This is a genomic window from Streptomyces atratus, assembly GCF_040655115.1.
GTDB lineage: Bacteria > Actinomycetota > Actinomycetes > Streptomycetales > Streptomycetaceae > Streptomyces > Streptomyces atratus_D.
Genome location: NZ_JBFAJH010000002.1, coordinates 108,991 through 125,746, shown reverse-complemented (window position 1 = coordinate 125,746; position 16,756 = coordinate 108,991). Strand labels below are relative to the sequence as shown.

The following is a 16,756-nucleotide window of genomic DNA, read 5'->3' as shown; positions in this document are numbered from 1 at the left end:
GAACCGTCATGGACATGTTTTCGCACGGCGCGCCGGAGGAGACCGGGACGCAGCGGATCAGGGAGGCGATGACGGAGGCGGCCGAGGGAGCGCCACCGCTGCCGGACCTGGTACCGGTCGCACTCGCCGAGGGGCGCAGGCGCCGCACCAGGGTGCGGGCGGCCATCGGCGCGGGGGTGGCCGGGGTGGTGGCGCTCGGGGTGTTCGGTGCGACGCTGCCGTCCTGGGGCACGGGCAACGGCACCGCACAGGTCGGGGCGCCCGCCCCGGGCCGCAGCGACGCGTCCGCGTCGCCCACCCCCACCGGGCCCGCGAGCGACGTCGTCAAGCCGACCTCCGTTCCCAGCGAGCCTCCGCGCACGCCGGTGCACGTCGAGCCCACCCCGGGCGAGTCGTCCATGGCGGACCTGCCCGCCGCCGAGCGCAGGCGGCTGGAGCAGTTCCAGCAGGACGCGGCGGCCTTGTTCGACACGATGCTGCCCGCGGCGTTCGGTACCGTCCGCCCGGTCGATCTGGCGGTCAGCCGGTACCAGGGCGCGTCCAAGGGCAGCGTCTTCCCCGTCGTCTTCTCCGTACGCCCCACCGGTGACTCGTCCGGCAGCCCGGAGGGCGCCCCCTGCCAGGACATCCCGGAGAAGAAGTACCGGTGCGAGGAGGCACAGTTGCCCGACGGCATCGTGGCCCGCGCCGTCACCGCAGCCGGGAACTCGAAGGACGGGAAGGACATCGTCGGTGTGAGCGTCCGCTTCGAGTTCGGGCACAGCACCGTCCTCCTCTCGGCCGACGGCGACGACTCCTCCATGGTCTCGGCGCCGGTCACCGCGGACCAGTTGCTCCACATCGCACGGGACCCCCGCTTCCTGAACCTGGTGCGTTACGCGGACGCGTACCCGATGGAGCCGAAGCAGGAGTCCGTCCGTGGTGGGTGAGGCACGGGGACGCCGGGCGCGTGGCCGCGGCCGCGGCGCGACCCGGCGCGCCCGCCGCCGACGGACCCGGATACGGGTGGTGGGCGCCGTGCCGGTGCCGGGCGCGCTGCTCTGCGGGGCGCTGGTGTGGGGGCCGTGGGGCGGCGGGGACGGGGCGTCGGCGGCGTCGAACACCCCGCGGCCGTCGGTGACCCGGTCGGCCACGGCCGTCGAGCCCGGCTCCCGTTCCGTGCCCGGCAGTCCGGAACCCGTCGGCTCGACAGCCGGCTCCCGCGACGGCGAGAAGAAGGCCGAGCCGCAAAAGCGTGCGGCCGGGACGCGGAACCCGTCCGGGTCCGTGTCCGCCCACGGCTCCGGCACGTTCGTCACCGCCGCCCCGGCGTCCGCGGCCGCTCATGGCACGGGCACCGTCCACCGCTACCGCGTCGAGGTGGAGCGGGGCAGCGGTCCGGCTACCGGTCCGGCCGCCGCCGCGGTCTCCGGGGTGTTCGCCGACCCCCGCGGCTGGACCCGCACCGGGCACGACGCGTTCCAGCAGGTCGGCTCGGGCCCGGCCGGTCTGGTGATCCGTATCGCGACGCCGGACACCGTCGACCGGCTCTGCGGGGCGTACGGGCTGCACACGCGGGGCGAGGTCAACTGCCGCGTCGGCAGCACGGTCGTGGTGAACCTGAAGCGGTGGATGCAGGGGTCGCCGCAGTTCGGCGGGCCGCTCGCCGAGTACCGGGCACTGATCATCAACCACGAGGTCGGCCACTGGCTGGGCCACGGCCACGAGACCTGCCCGGGACCGGGACGCCCCGCGCCCGCGATGATGCAGCAGATCGACGGGTTGCGTGGGTGCGTCGCCAACGCCTGGCCGTACACGGCCACGGGCAGGTACCTGGGTGGCCCGTCCGTTCCCTGACGGGCTCCGGAGCGACTACCGCCGCCGGTACACCAGCCGCCCGCCCAGCACCGTGGCGATGCACGCCCCGGCGCCCGCCGCACAGAGCGCGTCCTCGTCCGGTACGTCGAAGACGGCGAGGTCGGCGCGGCCGCCGACGGTGAGCGGGCCGTGCACGGAACCGGACAGGTCGTACCCCTCCACGAACGGGTCCAGGCTCGGTTCGCCGACCAGGATGCCGGGGGCGCCGACGGCCGAGACCTCCGTCAGACCCGAGCGGGCCACGGCGGTGCGGACGGCCGGGTCGTGGAAGCGGCCCGCGAGGTGCGTCGTGCCGTGCCGCAGCATCTGCTGCAGTCCGCGCCGTACGCTGCCCGCCCGCCGCGCCGCGTCCATCTCCCCGGCCAGCCGTTCGAACGCCTCGCCCCACAGCGGCCGGTCGCCGAGCTCGTCCGCCTCGCGCGGGTCGGGATGGTAGCAGCGGGTGAGCAGCCAGAGCCCGTGCCACTGCCGCAGTCCCGGTGTGATGACGCCCGGCCAGGTGCGGACCCGGGCCGCCGGGTGGGCGGCGACGACCTCGTCGTACGGTCCCACGGCGACGATCCGGTCGCCGTCCACGGCGACCGCGCCCTGCGTGACGGCAGCCGCGCCGACCGGAAGAACCAGCGGCGCGGCGTGAACGGTCAGCAAAGCAGCCCCGGACCGGCCGGCACATGGGGGGCGGCGTCGCGGGGCTGGGCACGCGCATCTGCCGCGCTGTCGTCAATCACCATGTTCCCCGAGCTCTCGGCTTCGCTCGAGCAGGGGAGGCCCCATTCGCCATGCCTCAATCCTCCGCCTTGCAGGTGCACGCACCCGGCCCCGTTCCTTCTCCCACCCCCCATGTGCCGGTCGGCCTCAGTTGGCGCTGAGGAGCTTGAGCTCCGGGTGCGCGGTGCCGCCCTCGATCGCGGTGGACGAGATGTGCGAGACGACGCGCTCGTCGACCGGGTCGTTCGCCGGGTCGTCGTGGACGACGAGGTGCTCGTACGTCGTGGCGCGCTGCGCCGGGACACGGCCCGCCTTGCGGATCAGGTCGATGATCTCCAGGCGGTTGGAGCGGTGCTTGGCACCGGCGGAGGAGACGACGTTCTCCTCCAGCATGATCGAGCCGAGGTCGTCGGCGCCGTAGTGCAGCGACAGCTGGCCGACCTCCTTGCCGGTGGTCAGCCAGGAGCCCTGGATGTGGGCGACGTTGTCGAGGAAGAGCCGGGCGATGGCGATCATCCGCAGGTACTCGAAGAGCGTGGCCTGCGTCCGGCCCTTCAGGTGGTTGTTCTCCGGCTGGTAGGTGTACGGGATGAACGCGCGGAAGCCACCGGTCCGGTCCTGTACGTCGCGGATCATCCGCAGGTGCTCGATGCGCTCGGCGTTCGTCTCGCCGGTGCCCATCAGCATCGTGGAGGTGGACTCGACACCGAGCCGGTGCGCCGCCTCCATGATCTCCAGCCAGCGCTCGCCGGACTCCTTGAGCGGGGCGATCGCCTTGCGTGGCCGGGCCGGCAGCAGCTCGGCGCCGGCGCCCGCGAAGGAGTCGAGACCGGCGGCGTGGATCCGCTGGATGGCCTCCTCCACGGAGACCTTGGAGATCCGGGCCATGTGCTCGACCTCGGAGGCGCCCAGCGAGTGGATGACCAGCTGCGGGAACGCCTTCTTGATCGCGGAGAAGTGCTCCTCGTAGTACTCGACGCCGTAGTCCGGGTGGTGTCCGCCCTGGAACATGATCTGCGTGCCGCCGAGCTCGACGGTCTCCGCGCAGCGGCGCAGGATGTCGTCGAGGTCGCGGGACCAGCCCTTGGCGGTGTCCTTCGGTGCGGCGTAGAAGGCGCAGAACTTGCAGGCCGTGACGCACACGTTGGTGTAGTTGATGTTGCGCTCGATGATGTACGTCGCGATGTGCTCCGTACCGGCGTAGCGGCGTCGGCGCACGGCGTCGGCGGCCGCGCCCAGCGCGTGCAGGGGCGCCGACCGGTAGAGGTCGAGGGCCTCCTCCGGAGTGATCCGGCCGCCTTCGGCGGCTCGGTCGAGGATGGGCTGGAGGTCGGCCTTCTCGGTCACCGGGCTGTCACCTTTCGGCGGTTTTTCAACGGATCCATGGACCGGTTCAGCCTACGCCAGCCCCTCCCGGGGTCAGTTGTCGGACCGGGCGAGTGTGCCGTACGGAAGTCCCGCGCCCCGCTCCTCGGACCGGAAGCGGAGTGTGCCGTCCTGGGCGAGGGTGAAGGTGACGTCGGTCGTGGTGTCCGTGCAGAGCCCGGCGGTACCGGGCCGGTCCGGGTCGGCGCGCTCCCGGAGCGTCAGTTCCTCGGCGGTACCGGAGGAGAGCTCCGCGATGCTGTTGCAGCTGACGGTCACTCCGAGGGTGGAGATGGTGGTGTTCATCCGGACGACGTCCGTGCCCTTCTTCCCCTCGGTGAACACCGCGGTCAGGGTGCCGTGCGGCTGTCCGGTCGTCTTCTCGGTCAGCGGCCCCTTCCAGGTACCGACGAAGGTCTTGGGCAGCGCGGTGACCTGGCCCGGGCCCGGGCCCGCCGGGTTCGGCGACGCGCTGGAGGACGCAGCGGGGGGTTGGGCGACCCCTTCGCCGTGCTCGGCGTCGCTGCCGCCCGGCAGCAGGTCGAGGAGGAGGGCGCTGCCGACGGTCACGGCGGCGAGCGCGCCCGCCACGGCGAGGGCGACGGTGCAGCTGAGCCTGCGGCCGCGGCTCCGGTCGGTGGGGCCGGGTCCGGAGTCGGCGCCGACGGTGACGGAGAACCGGGAGCCGGAGGTGCGGGGGCCGGGCAGCCCGCCCGAGGTGTGGTCCCCCCCGGCCTCGGCCGACGGGAACGTCCGGGGCGGGCGGATCGGCTCGATCGGCGGCCCGAACACTCCGAGCGCGCCGTTGCCGTCGGCGGAGCCGTGGGCGGTGAGGGAGGCGTTGCTGAACGGCACCGGTCCCGACTGCACGGGCCCGTCCTGCGGTTCCAGGTCCAGCAGCGCCACCGCCGAGCGGCTGACCTCACGCTCCAGCGGTCCGGGGAGCCAGCCCGCCGCCACCGCTGCCGCCGCCCCGCCGGGTACCAGCTGCCGGGCGAGCTCCGTCGGGGTGGGCCGGCGCGCCGGGTCCTTCGCCAGACAGGTGGCGATCACGTCCCGCAGCTCGCCCTCGATGTCACCGAGCTCCGGTTCCTCGTGCACCACCTTGTAGAGGAGCACCGCCGAGGAGTCGCCGAGGAAGGGGGCGTCGCCCGTCGCCGCGTACGCGAGCACCGCGCCGAGCGAGAAGACATCGGCGGCGCCCGAGATCTCCAGACCCCGGATCTGCTCCGGTGCCATGTAGCCGGGCGAGCCGACCGAGACCCCGGTGGAGGTGAGCGAGGCGGTGGCGTCGATCGCGCGGGCGATGCCGAAGTCGATGAGGCGGGGGCCGTCGAGGGCGAGCAGGACGTTGGACGGCTTCACGTCGCGGTGGATGAGCCCCTGCCCGTGTACGGCGGCCAGGGCCTCCGCCAGTCCGGCGCCCAGGGCCCGTACCGCCTGCTCGGGCAGTGGCCCGTGCTCGGTGACCGCGGCCGACAGCGGGGGTCCGGCGACGTAGCCGGTGGCGACCCACGGCACGGGTGCGTCCGGGTCGGCGTCCAGGACGGGCGCCGTCCACTGGGCGCCGATCCGCCGCGCGGCGTCGACCTCGCGCCGGAACCGGGCACGGAACTGCTCGTCGAGTGCGAAGTGCGGATGGACGACCTTGACCGCGACGGTGCGTCCGCCCGCGCTGCGTCCCAGATACACCCGGCCCATGCCGCCCGCACCGAGTCTGCCGAGCAACCGGTAGGCACCGATGGTGAGCGGTTCGCCGGCTTCCAGCGGCTGCATATGGACTCCCCCTGTGGACCGGCCGGACCTCCGACCGAAGCCTAGGGGTCGGAGGTCCTGCGATCACAGAGAAACCATCGGCCGATTTCACCCCTATGGGAACGAACCGCGGATTTCGACACGGTAAAAGGCGCGAATGAATCGTTCACTCGATCGAATCCGGGACTCGACCCCGACTCACCTCGTACGCCGTCCCCTATTCGGGATAGGGCGTACGAGCTGTCCGGCCGCGGCATTCGCGGCATTCGCCGGAAAGGAATCCGCGGGCAGTGCGATAAACAGCGCGGGAGGGAACGGGGAAGCCCGGAAGAAGCTTCAGTATTCACCTCGTGCCCGGGGCCATTCCCCCCGCGCAGCGGCCGCTGCCGGATCAGTGGTCGAGCAGCTCGACGTTCACGTCCACCGGGAAACCGGTCGTCGCCCCGGTCCGGCGGGCGAACTCACGTACGCCCGAGAGCTGGTCCGGACCGAAGCGGAAGTCCAGCGTCGTGAAGTACCGCTCCAGCAGTTCCGCGTCGAAGACCTCCCACCGCGCCGCCGTCTCGGCGACCTTGGTGACCTCTTCCAGCGACAGGTCCCGCGAGGCGAGGAACGCCCGGTGCACCTCCTCCACCATGGCCGGGTGCGCGGCGAGATAGTCCTTGCGGGCCGCCCAGACCGCGAAGACGAACGGCAGCCCCGTCCACTCCTTCCACATCTGCCCCAGGTCATGGACCTGCAGACCGAGGCGCGGCGCGTCGTGCAGTGAGGCGCGCAGCGCGGCGTCGCCGATCAGCACGGCGGCGTCCGCCTCCTGCATCATCAGGCCGAGGTCGGGCGGGCAGGTGTAGTAGTCCGGCGTCACCTCGTACCGTTCGGCGAGCAGCAGCTGAGCGAGGCGCACGGAGGTGCGCGAGGTCGAACCGAGTGCCACCCGGGCCCCGTCGAGCTGCTCCAGGGGCAGCTGCGACACGATCACGCACGACATGACGGGCCCGTCGCAGCCGACCGCGATATCGGGGAAGGCGACGAGCTGATCGGCGTTGCGCAGGTACTCGACGAGGGTGATCGGGCCGATGTCGAGGTCACCGCGTACCAGCTGCTCGCTGAGCTTCTCCGGGGTGTCCTTCGACAGCTCCAGGTCGAGCAGGGTTCCGGTCCGTGCCAGGCCCCAGTAGAGGGGGAGGCAGTTCAGGAACTGGATGTGACCGACGCGCGGCCTGCTGCGACGGTCGTCGCCTGCTGCGGGAGAGACGGTTGAATTGTCCACATCGCGAGGCTAGACCCGCGCGGGCATCCCGCCGCCACCGGGCCTCCGGGGCTCGCCCGAACCCACTCCCCCATGCGTTCCGGCCCCGCGCCCCGACGCGCCTTCGGGGCACCTCCGCGTCACCCGAACGACACCCCGGAGCCACCTCCGGCCCCCGTCTTCGTCGGCCCTTCGGCAGGGCAATCAAACATCCGGGTGAAGTGATCTTTCCCTCTACCGTTCCGCGCACGCTGCGTGCTAGGCTCGACGCAAGTTGCAGTTTGGTTTCCCTTGCAGTACAGAGCCTGCGGAGCATGTAACCCGCAGGCTTTTGTAGTTTTCAGACTTCTTTGCAGGTTCTGGAGCAGGGCAACCCTTTGGCCCAAGGAGGGCTTATGGCTACCGGAACCGTCAAGTGGTTCAACGCTGAAAAGGGCTTCGGCTTCATCGCCCAGGACGGCGGCGGCCCGGATGTCTTCGTCCACTACTCCGCGATCAACGCGTCCGGGTTCCGCTCCCTCGAGGAGAACCAGGTCGTGAACTTCGACGTCACTCAGGGGCCGAAGGGCCCGCAGGCTGAGAACGTCAGCCCGGCCTAGTTGCCCGGGTCGGCCGATCGCGGCCGGCATGCAGTACCCAAGGAGCTCCGCTCCCCCGCCTCGGCGGAGGAGCGGGGCTCCTGCCTTGTGTGCCCCGTCCCGGTGCAGGCACCGTGTGCCCACCGCGTCATCGCCCTCAAGGATCTCGGCTTCACGCTCCAGCAGGTGCAGGCCGTCCTCGACGAACAGGTCGGACCGGGGCGCGGACGATGCGCGGGCCGCGGTCGAGGTACGTGGACGGGAGCCGGTCCCGCCAGACATGAGCGGACTCCACCGTGTGGTCGTCCACCGAGGTGATCTTCGGGAAGGTATCCACGGGTACCACGACAGCTGCCGATCTGACGCACCGTCAGCCATCTGAACTCGGCCCCGGTTCCATATCGTTGTCGAGGGCTTGTGCAGAGCGTCACCCACTGCTGACGCGTCCGCCCATAACAAGGCAGACTGTTGAGCGCGATACCAGCGGTAGGGCGCCATCCGGATCCATCCGGACCACATCGGCGCAGCAGCGGTCATTCCGGGCAGAGACACCAGCGGGACCATCAAGATCAGCAGTACCAGCGGGATCGGCGCGACCGGCAGAACTGACGGGGCGAGCAGGACAGGGGGCATCAATGGACCGTGACCACGGACCACGTGTGCGCGTTCCGGAACAGCGCGCTGCGCGGCAGCAGACGACGGGGACCGGCCTGCGGTTTGCCGTGCTCGGCCCCGTACACGCCTGGCGCGACGGCGAACCGCTGGCGTCCGGCTCGCCGCAGCAGCGGGCCCTGCTGGTAGCGCTGCTGCTGCGCGACGGACGCACGGCCACCGCCGCCGAACTCATCGACGCCATCTGGGGCGACGAGCCCCCGTCCCAGGCGCTCGCCGCCGTACGGACGTACGCGTCCCGGCTGCGCAAGATCCTCGACCCGTCCACGCTGATCAGCAACGCCGGCGGATACGCCATACGGAACCGGCCCGACGCGCTCGACCTCACGAGGGCCCAGGAGTTGGCCGCCGACGCGGAGGAGGCGCGGGCGGGCGGGGACCGGTGCCGGGCCCGCACCCTGCTCAACGAGGCGCTGGCGCTGTGGGACGGCGAAACGCTGGCCTCCGTCCCGGGGCCGTACGCCGAATACCAGCGCACGCGACTGGAGGAGTGGCGGCTCCAGCTCACCGAGACCCGGCTCGACCTGGATCTGGAGGTCGGCAGCCACGCGGAGGCGGTCTCCGAACTCACCGCGCTCACCGCGGCGCACCCCCTGCGGGAGCGGCTGCGCGAACTGCTGATGATCGCCCTGTACCGCAGCGGCCGCCAGGCGGAAGCGCTCGCCGTGTACGCCGACACGCGACGGTTGCTCGCCGACGAACTCGGCGTCGATCCGCGCCCGGAGCTCTCGCAGCTCCAGCAGCGGATCCTGCAGGCCGACGAGGAACTGGCCCACCCGGCCGACGAGGCGGCGCCCGCGCCCGCCGCCGTCCGCCCGGCCCAACTCCCGGCGACGGTACCGGACTTCACCGGACGCGCCTCCTTCGTACGCGAACTGGGCGACCGGTTGGCGACGGCGGAGTGTTCGGTCATGGCCGTATCGGCGCTCGCGGGCATCGGCGGCGTCGGCAAGACGACGCTGGCCGTGCACGTCGCCCACCAGGCCCGCCCGCACTTCCCGGACGGCCAGCTCTACGTCGACCTGCAGGGCGCCGGCGCACGGGCGGCGGAGCCGGAGACGGTGCTCGGCGCGTTCCTGCGCGCCCTCGGCACCGCCGACTCGGCGATCCCCGATTCATTGGACGAACGGGCGGCACTGTACCGCTCCACGCTCGACGGCCGCCGCATCCTGGTCCTCCTGGACAACGCGCACGACGCGGCGCAGATCCGCCCCCTGCTGCCCGGCACGGCGGGCTGCGCGGCCCTGGTGACCAGCCGCGTCCGCATGGTCGACCTGGCGGGCGCGCACCTGGTGGACCTGGACGTGATGTCCCCCGAGGAGGCACTCCAGCTCTTCACCCGGATCGTCGGCGAGGAACGGGTCGGCTCGGAGCGCGAGGCCGCCCTGGACGTGGTCGCCGCCTGCGGATTCCTCCCCCTGGCGATCCGCATCGCCGCCTCCCGCCTGGCCGCCCGCCGCACCTGGACGGTCTCGGTCCTCGCCGCCAAACTCGCGGACGAGCGACGCCGCCTGGACGAGCTCCAGGCGGGCGACCTGGCGGTGAAGGCCACCTTCGAACTGGGTTACGGCCAACTGGAGCCGGCCCAGGCCCGCGCGTTCCGCCTGCTGGGCCTGGCGGACGGCCCGGACATCTCCCTGGCGGCAGCGGCAGCGCTGCTGAACCTGGAGGTGCACGCGGCGGAGGATCTGCTGGAGTCCCTGGTCGACACGTCGCTGCTGGAGTCAGCGGCGCCGGGCAGGTACCGCTACCACGACCTGGTGCGGCTCTACGCGCGTGCGTGCGCGGAACGGGACGAACAGCCGCCGGAGGAGCGGGAGTTGGCGCTGTCGCGGCTGCTGGACTTCTATCTGGCCACGGCGGCGGGGGTGTATGCATTGGAGCGGCCTGGGGAGCGCGTGCTCGACCACTTCGAACCTACGCTCTGCCCAGGGCTATCGTTCTCGACCCCCGCAGGGGCGCTGGACTGGCTTTTCAGCGAGTCCAGCGGACTGCTTGCGTGCGCTCGGCAGTCTGCGGCGCAAGGCATGCTCCGGAAAGCCGCTGATCTCCTTATGGCCGCCGTGGATCTGGGCGAATCAGGGGCCAATTCACACCAGTTCACCCAAGCGGCAACTGCGGTCTCCGAGGCAGCCCGGACTGCGGGAGACGTTCAGGCGGAGGGTCGCGCGCGCACCATGCTGACCCATGTGCACAGCATCTCGGGCCGGTTTGCCGCTGCGGAGCACGACGCACGGCGGGCCCTGGAATTGGGGCTGGCCGCCGGAGATCCGGTCTCTTCCAGTCAGGCACCCAACCAACTCGGGATCATCGCCCTCTACGAGAACCGCCACGCCGACGCAGAGGACTACTTCACCCAAGCTCTGGCTGCCTTCCGAGCGGACGACAACAAGTCGGGTGAAGCATCGGCACTTTGCAATATGTCCAGGGTTCACCTGGCCACGGACCGAAAGATGAGTGCGGTCAGCCTGGCCCAGCAAGGCATCTCTCTTTACGAGTCGGACGGAAGGGAGCAGGCCCTCCGCCTGGCCAACGGGAAATACGCTCTCGGCCTGGCCTTCACCGGTGCGGGCCAAACCGCCCAGGCGCGGCAGGTACTCACCGAGGCCCTGACCGTCTTCCGCGACAGCAGGCAGCGGTTCTGGCACGGCATGACACTGTTCCGGCTGGCAGAAGCGGACCTGGCCGAACACAAACCTGCGCAAGCTGCCGCTCAGGCAGAGCAAGCCCTCGCCGTACTGCACGGAATCGGGGGCGAGTGGAGACGTGCGAACATTCTGACCGTGCTTGGCCTCAGTCTCACCTCCCTCGGCCAGACCGATCGGGCGCAGGCCTGTTGGCGTGAGGCACTCACAGTCTTCGATGAGCTCGGGTCGACCGAAGCCAATAGTGTGCGCGCCCTTCTGCATCCAGTCGCAGTGACCTGAGGTTCGCGCACCGCGTTCATCATTCGTTTATCGCCGCACGGCACTCTCTTACTCATCGATCCGCCGCGTCGGGGGGCAGACGGATCGTCATGTGGCCTCACCGCTAGGGTGAACGGCCCTGGAATGCCCGTCCGGCGATCCACGGGGGAACCGCCGGACGGGCACACCCATCCACACCCAGACTTTCAGGAGTTGACCTTCATGGCCGACAACAGCGGAATCCTCAAGCCGACCGACGCGCACGCATCCGACGAGGAGATCACCACGCAGGACGCCCACGCGTCGAGCGAACCCCTCAAGCCGGCCGACGCGCACGCATCTGGCGAGGAGATCACCACCCTGGACGCCCACGCGTCGACGCCGAAGCCCAACTAGACCTAACCCGCACGGGGGACGGCCGCGGCGGCGCGGAGGGGGAGCCGTCGCGGCCGCTGCATGTCCGCACACCATCAGTACAATCGAGTCAATGTTCGGCTGGTTCGCGACTGAGGGGTACCGCCATCGCCCCCCCCTGTCACTAGCGTCACTTCACGTCCGGAAGCTCTCTCCTATCCCAGGAGTTGGAATGACCCGCACGAAGAAGACGCTCGTCGCCGCCGCGTTCGCCGTGGCCCTCGGCCTCGGAGCGACCTCCCCGGCTCTTGCCGACCAGCACGCCACCGGCGACACACCCGTCACCACGCAGGACCAGCACGCCACCGGCGACACATCCGTCACCACGCAGGACCAGCACGCCACCTGAGCCACCCGCACACGAGAGTGGCCCGAGCCAATAGCTCGGGCCTCTTCCGCTTCCGGTGGCCTACAGCCCCCGCACCTGCACCCTCGCCCCGCACAGCTTCCCCATGTCGTCCTCGTCCGAGGTGAAGACCGCCACCCGGCCCGGCTGACGCCCCGCGATCACCGCGAGCGCAGCGTCGATGGCGTACTTGTGGCCATGCAGCCCGGTGGCACCCAGTAGTCCGATCGCCTCGTCTGCGACGTCCCTGGTCACTGGCTCCACGACAACCCTGGACATCGCCCAGTTCCATACAGGTCGCCGGATCTTGCTGTGGTAGGCCTCGATGAGCGTCATGGAGCTCGTCACCACGCGGATTCCTGACTGGTGCGCCTTGGTGAGAATGCCCGTCATCGCCCGGTCCCGAAGTACGGCCCTGGACAAGGCCTCGCTGTCCAGCACAAACGTCATGTCCGGCATCAGGCCGCTTCCGCCCCGCCCTGCGCCACGTCCTGCGCCCTGGATTCCCGCTCCTCGAACCACTGCTCGATCTCACGCAGCTCCGCCGCGGCCGCCGCCTGCTCCTCCTCGGTGAGCGGTCCGCCCCCTTCCTGCATCCACGCCACCAACTCCCCCAGCCGGTCATGCTCGCGCTGGCGCTCTATGGCGCGCGTGACATACGCGCTGAACGCACCGGGGCCGACCTCACTGCGGATCTCCTCCGCCAGCTCCTCCGGCAGAGTGACCGTGTACTTCTTGGTTGCCATACCAATCACCATACTCCCAGCTCTGCCACCTGGACGTCCGATTCACCCCATCCGGTGAAGCACACGCGCCGCCGCACGCCTCTCCCGTACCGTGGCTGCGATGCCGCACGAAGGGGTACGGGGATCGACCGGGGCGCCCCCGTCGGCAGCGGTCAGTGGCTGAGTTCGGCCTCGACCCGGCACTTCTTCACCCGGGACACCTTGCTCGGGCTGTCCATCCGTACGGAGACGGTCGCGCTGTCGACGTCCGTCAGCTCCACCTTCGCCTCGCCGGTGTCGACGGTTTTGCCGAGCGCGTCGAGGAAGGTGACATCGACCTTGTACCTGTGCGTGCCGAGCTCGCTCGAGCTGACCCGGACGGTGGAGGACGTCACGGCCCGCCTCTTGCCCTTGCGGGGCTGGGCGCACCGGATCACGGTCGCCTGGGGCGCGTCGGTCGCCGTGGCGCCGGGGGTCGCGGTCTCGTAGGTGGAGCCGCCGGACGAGCTGCTCGACGAGTCGTCGTAGTCATCGTCGTCGTAGTCGTTGTGGTGGTAGCTTCCGTTGCTCTTCTTGGAGTTGGAGCAGCCGCCGCCGCTACTGCTCGAACCGTGGCTCCTGCCGCCTCGGCCTTTGCCGGTGAGGCTCGAGGTCGAGAAGCCGGTGAGTGCGAGCACGACCACCACCAGGACCGCCGAGAGTTTCAGATGCTGCCGCATCATCGATGCAGCCCCCCTTGTGTTGTTGTCATGTTGCTGTCGAACGACCGCGCGACACTAACGCATGGCGCGCTGGAAGGGCCGTCCGGCCCGTACGCCCCTGGTGGCGGGGGTCAGGGGCCCGGCGTAGCGTCGACGCCGAGAGCGGTGCTGACGCGCGACGCCGGTCCGCACAACCGCAGGAGGCCGATGATGATCCGCAACGTCCTCGGCTCGGTCGTCGCTCTCGCAGGAGCGGCGGCCGCCGTGCTGAGCCCCTTCCGTGACTGGTACGACGGCCGCCTCGGGCGGCAGTACCGGATCGCGGACCTCTTCAACGGCATCAGCGGTGCGCGGCCCGGACTGTGGGGGTCGGTCTGGCTGCCGCTTCTCTTCGCTGCGGCTGTGACGGTGGTGGGCGTGGTGCTCCGGTCCCGGCTGCTGGTCGCGTGCGCGGGGGGCGTCGTCCTCGGCTTCACCGTGCTGTGGATGGTGCGGCAGGGGCAGGCGACCGGGAGCCTGACGGTGGCGGCGGACGGGTCCGGGCTGCAGGTGGGGGTGGCGACCGCCGCGGTGGGCGGGGCACTGATGCTGGTGGGGGCTGCGGTGATGTCGGGGCGGCGGGGCGGGCACAGGCATCCGGGGCGCGTGGACCGGAAGCGGCCCTACCCGGCGCCGGGGTCGGACGATCCGGACACGTGGCCGCCGACGCAGGAGCCGGGGCCATCGGTGCAGACGAGTCCCCTGCCGGAGCCTGAGGCTGACCCGTACACGGGCCCAGAGGCCCAGGACCCGCACCGCCCGCCGGGCCGGTCGAGCCCGTCCGGCGATTGAGGACACAGCGGCCGCCCGGGCGGCCCCCGCGCCCTTGAATCGCCTTGTCCCCGTGGCACACGGTTCCGTGCGCGCACGCGGACGGGCCGGGGTGCGTGCATGGGCCGGGGTCTGCGGACGGGCCGATACGTGCCGGACGAGCGGGGAAATCGAGCCCGTCCGGCGGTTGAGGACAAAGCGGCCGCCGGGCGGGCCCGGTGAACGCCTACGCCCGTGCCCGGTTCCCCGTGCCCGTCCCCTTCAGCGCGTCCAGCGCGTACACGCAGCGGTCCTTGCTGCACGCGTACACCACGCCGCCCTTCGCCACCGGCGACCCCGTGATCTCGCCGCCCGTCGCAAGCTTCCAGCGCAGCTGGCCGCCCGCCGCGTCCAGCGTGTACAGCACGTGGTCCGCGGAACCGAAGTGGACGCGGCCGTCCGCGACGACCGGCGCGCCGACGACCTCGCCGCCCGCGGCGAACCGCCACTTCGGGGTACCCGTCACCGCGTCCAGCGTGTACAGCGCGCTGCCGCTGCCGACATGGACGTTGCCCGCCGTGACCAGCACCGGTTCGATCGACTGGCGCGCCTCCGTCGCGATGCGCCACCGGTCCTTGCCGGTCGTCGCGTCGAGTGCGTACACCGTGCCGAGGTAGTCGGCCAGGTACACCCCGCCGCCGGTGACCGCGGGCCCCGGCGCGAACGCGGGCGGGGACAGGAAGACCGCGGGCGACTCGAAGTGCCACCGCACCAGCCCCGACGCGGTGTCCACCGCGAGGACCCGGGTGCCCGCGGCGACGTACACATAGCCGTCCGCGGCGGCCGTCACCCGTACCGGCACACCCCCGCAGGACGCCGCGTCACCGATCGGGTACGACCAGCGCTCGATGCCCGTACGGGCGTCCACCGCACGCAGCCGGGCGTCCTGCCACAGGTACACCGTGCCGTCGTGGATCGCGGGCCCGGCCTCGGCCGTCTCGAAGTCGGTCTGTACGCCTCCGGTCTCCCACAGCTTCTCGCCGGTGGACGCCTCCCACGCCTGGACGCCGCCACCGCGCGTGCCGGTGACGACGGTGCCCCGGTCGGCCTTGAGCGAGTACACCCAGGCGTCGGTCTGCAGACGCCAGCGTTCGGCGCCGGTCAGCGCGTCCAGGGCGTACAGCGAGGGGCCGTCGGAGCCGTGGATGCGGCCGCCGTCGAGCGTCATCGACCAGGCGACGTCACGGGTCTTGAACTGGCGCCGCCCGTTGCCGACATCCAGCGCGTGCACCTCGAACGACGTCACGTACAGCAGGTCCCCGGCAACGACCGGCGTGCCCCACACGTCGTTCGACATCCGGAACCGCCAGGGCCGCCAGCGGTCCGGCTCCGCGGGCGCCGCATCGGGGGCGTGCGCCGGAGCGGGCAGCGGGGCGGCGGCCGGGGCCGCGCCGTTCGGCCCGGCGGGCGGGCGCACCCACCCGGTCGCGGGACCCGCCTCCGCGCCGGCCATCGCGCGTACGTCCGCGGCACGCGGTCCGGGGCCGATCGGCACCTTCGCCCCGGGCAGCCGCACCGGACCGCCCCCGTCCGACTCCGCCGCCCGAAAAGGTGCGGGGGCGGGGGACGGCGATCTCAGGTCCGCGCCGCTGCGCCACGCCGGCTCCCAGTCCGCACCCGGCGGCGGCTGCTGGGGCGGCGGCGGCACCGGAGCGGGCGCCGGGGCGGGCGGGGCGGGCGGGGCGACGGATGCCACCGCGCGCCCCCCGCCGCGGCGCTGCTCGATCATCGCCGTGGCGGACATCGGCAGCCACGCCGACGCCGTACCGCTGTCGTCGCCGCCGGAGGCGAAGAGGTGCGGGGCGAGCTGGGCCTGCAGATCGGCGGGGCTGGGCCGCAGCCCGGCGTCCATCTGCATGCAGGACTCGATCAGCGGCCGCAGGTCGTCGGGCAGCCCCTCCACATCGGGGCCCTCCCGCAGCAGCATGAAGACCGTCTCGACCGGGTTCGCCCCGTGGAACGGCGCATGCCCGGTGGCGGCGAAGACGAGCGTCGAACCGAGCGAGAACACATCGCTCGCGCCCGTGACACTGCGCGAGTCCCTGGCCTGCTCCGGCGACATGTACGCGGGGGTGCCGACCGCCACGTTGGTCATGGTCAGCCGGGTGTTGGAGACTCCGGACGCGATCCCGAAGTCGATCACCCGCGGACCGTCCTCGACCACCAGTACGTTCGACGGCTTGAGGTCGCGGTGGACGAGGCCCGCGCTGTGGATGGACTGGAGCGCCTCGGCGATCCCGGCGGCCAGCCAGCGCACCGCCTGGGTCGGCATCGGGCCGCACTCATTGACTATTTCCTCGAGCGAGGGGGCGGGTACGTACGCGGTGGCGAGCCACGGCACGGCGGCACGCGGGTCGGCGTCCACCACGGCGGCCGTGTAGAAGCCGCTGATCGCGCGGGCGGCCTCCACCTCACGCGTGAAGCGGACCCGGAAGAGCTGGTCCTCGGCGAGCTCCGTACGTACGGTCTTGATCGCCACCCGTCGGCCGGACGCCGAGCGGGCGAGATAGACCAGCCCCATGCCGCCGGCCCCGAGCCGTCCCAGCACCTCGAACGGGCCGATCCGCCTCGGGTCGTGCTGCGTCAGCTGCTCCACCACTTGCCTGCCACCTCCCCGTACGGACCTCAGGA

15 protein-coding genes and 2 pseudogenes are annotated in these 16,756 nt (G+C 71.6%); 8 read left to right on the top strand and 9 right to left on the bottom strand.

From position 1 onward, the window contains the following. The first annotated feature begins 8 nt into the window (after positions 1 to 8). Together AB0I23_RS03560 and AB0I23_RS03555 are read left to right on the top strand one after the other, a co-directional pair. Positions 9 to 929: a hypothetical protein gene (locus AB0I23_RS03560; protein WP_359106464.1), complete on the top strand. Its 921-nt coding sequence runs from the start codon at positions 9 to 11 to the stop codon at positions 927 to 929. After that, positions 919 to 1,836 (top strand): DUF3152 domain-containing protein, encoded by a 918-nt coding sequence (locus AB0I23_RS03555; protein ID WP_359106462.1) that lies wholly within the window; start codon positions 919 to 921, stop codon positions 1,834 to 1,836. The genes AB0I23_RS03560 and AB0I23_RS03555 overlap by 11 nt, the downstream gene beginning before the upstream one ends. Positions 1,837 to 1,851: 15 nt before the next feature. On the opposite strand, the gene AB0I23_RS03550 is transcribed toward AB0I23_RS03555, so the two are convergent. The 4 genes from AB0I23_RS03550 to AB0I23_RS03535 form a co-directional block, all read right to left on the bottom strand. Next, positions 1,852 to 2,505: an amidohydrolase family protein gene (locus AB0I23_RS03550; protein WP_359106460.1), complete on the bottom strand. Its 654-nt coding sequence runs from the start codon at positions 2,503 to 2,505 to the stop codon at positions 1,852 to 1,854. A 207-nt stretch (positions 2,506 to 2,712) separates the two neighbouring features. Continuing rightward, a complete protein-coding gene (gene mqnC, locus AB0I23_RS03545) occupies positions 2,713 to 3,912 on the bottom strand; it encodes a cyclic dehypoxanthinyl futalosine synthase (protein ID WP_359106458.1) in 1,200 nt (399 codons plus the stop codon). A 72-nt stretch (positions 3,913 to 3,984) separates the two neighbouring features. Continuing rightward, complete coding sequence (locus tag AB0I23_RS03540) at positions 3,985 to 5,706, bottom strand: serine/threonine-protein kinase (RefSeq protein ID WP_359106456.1); 1,722 nt, start codon at positions 5,704 to 5,706, stop codon at positions 3,985 to 3,987. Positions 5,707 to 6,076: 370 nt separating this feature from the next. Next, the gene (locus AB0I23_RS03535; RefSeq protein WP_359106454.1) at positions 6,077 to 6,955 is read right to left on the bottom strand and encodes a menaquinone biosynthetic enzyme MqnA/MqnD family protein; all 879 of its coding nucleotides are present in this window, start codon (positions 6,953 to 6,955) and stop codon (positions 6,077 to 6,079) included. 374 nt (positions 6,956 to 7,329) lie between these two features. On the opposite strand from AB0I23_RS03535, the gene AB0I23_RS03530 reads away from it, so the two are divergent. Further along, complete coding sequence (locus tag AB0I23_RS03530; RefSeq protein WP_037693088.1) at positions 7,330 to 7,533, top strand: cold-shock protein; 204 nt, start codon at positions 7,330 to 7,332, stop codon at positions 7,531 to 7,533. A gap of 120 nt (positions 7,534 to 7,653) precedes the next feature. After that, positions 7,654 to 7,731 (top strand): annotated as a pseudogene (locus tag AB0I23_RS03525) (MerR family transcriptional regulator); the annotation flags it as partial. Here the strand turns inward: AB0I23_RS03525 and AB0I23_RS03520 are convergent. Beyond that, positions 7,724 to 7,849 (bottom strand): annotated as a pseudogene (locus AB0I23_RS03520) (amidohydrolase family protein); the annotation flags it as partial. The pseudogenes AB0I23_RS03525 and AB0I23_RS03520 overlap by 8 nt on opposite strands. Before the next feature lie 298 nt (positions 7,850 to 8,147). Between AB0I23_RS03520 and AB0I23_RS03515 the strand changes: the two are divergent. From AB0I23_RS03515 to AB0I23_RS03505, 3 genes are all read left to right on the top strand, one after another. Further along, on the top strand, positions 8,148 to 11,111 hold the full coding sequence (locus AB0I23_RS03515; protein WP_359106452.1) for an AfsR/SARP family transcriptional regulator: 2,964 nt from the start codon (positions 8,148 to 8,150) through the stop codon (positions 11,109 to 11,111). A 201-nt stretch (positions 11,112 to 11,312) separates the two neighbouring features. Then, entirely contained in the window at positions 11,313 to 11,486 is a 174-nt protein-coding gene (locus AB0I23_RS03510) for a hypothetical protein (RefSeq protein WP_359106450.1), read from the top strand. A gap of 190 nt (positions 11,487 to 11,676) precedes the next feature. Further along, positions 11,677 to 11,853 (top strand): hypothetical protein, encoded by a 177-nt coding sequence (locus AB0I23_RS03505; RefSeq protein ID WP_359106449.1) that lies wholly within the window; start codon positions 11,677 to 11,679, stop codon positions 11,851 to 11,853. A 60-nt stretch (positions 11,854 to 11,913) separates the two neighbouring features. Here AB0I23_RS03505 and AB0I23_RS03500 read toward each other — a convergent pair whose 3' ends face one another. From AB0I23_RS03500 to AB0I23_RS03490, 3 genes are all read right to left on the bottom strand, one after another. Further along, positions 11,914 to 12,309: a hypothetical protein gene (locus tag AB0I23_RS03500; protein WP_359106448.1), complete on the bottom strand. Its 396-nt coding sequence runs from the start codon at positions 12,307 to 12,309 to the stop codon at positions 11,914 to 11,916. Beyond that, complete coding sequence (locus AB0I23_RS03495) at positions 12,309 to 12,596, bottom strand: hypothetical protein (RefSeq protein ID WP_359106446.1); 288 nt, start codon at positions 12,594 to 12,596, stop codon at positions 12,309 to 12,311. The genes AB0I23_RS03500 and AB0I23_RS03495 overlap by 1 nt, the downstream gene beginning before the upstream one ends. Before the next feature lie 152 nt (positions 12,597 to 12,748). Continuing rightward, positions 12,749 to 13,297 (bottom strand): hypothetical protein, encoded by a 549-nt coding sequence (locus AB0I23_RS03490; protein WP_359106445.1) that lies wholly within the window; start codon positions 13,295 to 13,297, stop codon positions 12,749 to 12,751. Between the two features lie 189 nt (positions 13,298 to 13,486). On the opposite strand from AB0I23_RS03490, the gene AB0I23_RS03485 reads away from it, so the two are divergent. After that, the gene (locus AB0I23_RS03485; RefSeq protein ID WP_359106926.1) at positions 13,487 to 14,107 is read left to right on the top strand and encodes a hypothetical protein; all 621 of its coding nucleotides are present in this window, start codon (positions 13,487 to 13,489) and stop codon (positions 14,105 to 14,107) included. Positions 14,108 to 14,312: 205 nt separating this feature from the next. On the opposite strand, the gene AB0I23_RS03480 is transcribed toward AB0I23_RS03485, so the two are convergent. Continuing rightward, entirely contained in the window at positions 14,313 to 16,724 is a 2,412-nt protein-coding gene (locus tag AB0I23_RS03480) for a serine/threonine-protein kinase (RefSeq protein ID WP_359106443.1), read from the bottom strand. Between the last annotated feature and the right edge of the window lie 32 nt (positions 16,725 to 16,756).